Annotated in this window: 1 protein-coding gene; it reads right to left on the bottom strand. The window is 70.1% G+C overall.

Annotation, left to right across the window (positions count from 1 at the left end; translation table 11 throughout):
* On the bottom strand, positions 1–1,520 hold a 1,520-nt coding region (locus tag ACGFT2_RS34080; RefSeq protein WP_393286242.1), incomplete at both ends, for a condensation domain-containing protein.

Here is a 1,520-nt window from a genome sequence, read left to right as displayed (position 1 = left end):
CACCGACCAGGACCCGCCACCACCGCCCCCAACAACGACCGACACCGACCCACCAACCGACCCACCGACACCTCATCGAACAGATCCGTCCGGTACTGCACGAAACCGCCGGCGCGGCCCGGGTCGGTGGTGAAGGTGAACATCAGGTCGTACTTGGTCGCGTCGAAGGGGATCTCGACGGGAAGCAGTCGTGCGGCGCCGAGCCGGGGGGCGGCGACCGAGCCCGCTTCCAGGTCGAACATCACCTGGAACAGCGGCGATCGGCTCAGGTCCCGGTCGGGGCGCAGCTCCTCCACCACGCGTTCGAAAGGCGCGTCCTGGTGGCCGAGTGCCTCGACGGTGTGGTCTCGGACGCGGGTCAGCAGTTCGACGAACGTCGGATCGCCCGCGAGGTCGGCCCGGACGACGAGGGTGTTCACGAACAGGCCGATGAGGTTCTCCACCTCAGGGCGGCCCCGGCCGGCCACCGGCACCCCGATGCCGAAGTCGCGCTGGCCGCTCCACTGCCCCAGCAGCACCTGGAACGCCGCCAGCAGGGTCATGTACAGGGTGGCACCGTGCTCCCGGCCCAACCGCTCCAGCCCGGCCACCAGTTCGGGTTCGAGCGTGAACTCGTAGGTCGCCCCCGCCCATGTGGGGCGCTCCGGACGCGGACGGTCGGTGGGCAGCTCCAGCACCGGAAGACCGCTCAGCCGCTCCCGCCAGTAACCCAGGTCGTGTGCGATTGTGTCGCCGCCACGCTCCTGGCGCTGCCAGTCGGCGTAGTCGACGTACTGGACCGGTAGTTCGGGCAGTGGCGGTTGTCCCGCGTAGAGAGCACCGAGTTCGCGGACGAGGACGCCCATCGACCAGCCGTCGGTGATGATGTGGTGCATCGCCAGCACCAGCAGGTGGTCGGTGTCGCCGAGCTGCCAGACGAGGGTCCGGAACAGGGGGCCGGTCTCGAGGTCGAAGGGCCGGTGCAGTGCGTCGCCGGCCTGGCGCAGCGCCGTACCCAGCGAGTCGGGCAGACCGCGTACGTCACGCCAGGTGCTGGTGGTCTCGGTGCGGGTGGCCACGCGCTGGACGGGCTGGGCGTCGACGAGCGGGAAGGTCGTCCGGAGCATCTCGTGCCGGTCCACCAGGTGCCGCAGGGCCTGATCCAGACGCTCGCGGTCGAGTTCGCCCTCGACCCGCCAGGCAAGTGCGGCCATGTAGTCCGGTGCGTCGGGTTCGAGCCGGTTCAGGAACCAGAGGCCCTCCTGCGCGAAGGAGAGGGGGAAGTCGCCGCTGCGAGCCATCCGGCTGATGCCCGGCGCAGGTTTCGTGGGCGCGGCGGGCAGGGCCGCGGCGAACTCGGCGATGGTCGGGTGGGCGAAGAAGTCCCGGATGTCCACGGGCCGTTCGAGCGTCTTCACCAGGCGGGCGACGGCGAGCGTCACCAGGAGGGAGTGGCCGCCGAGGTCGAAGAAGTTGTCGTGGACGCCGATCCGGTCGAGTTGCAGGACTTCCTGCCACACCTGCGCGACCGCTTCCTCGGT

Source organism: Streptomyces sp. NPDC048514 (genome assembly GCF_043199955.1).
Taxonomy (GTDB): domain Bacteria; phylum Actinomycetota; class Actinomycetes; order Streptomycetales; family Streptomycetaceae; genus Streptomyces.
The sequence above is the reverse complement of the archived record's forward strand: the minus strand, read 5'-3'. Positions and strand labels throughout refer to the sequence as shown.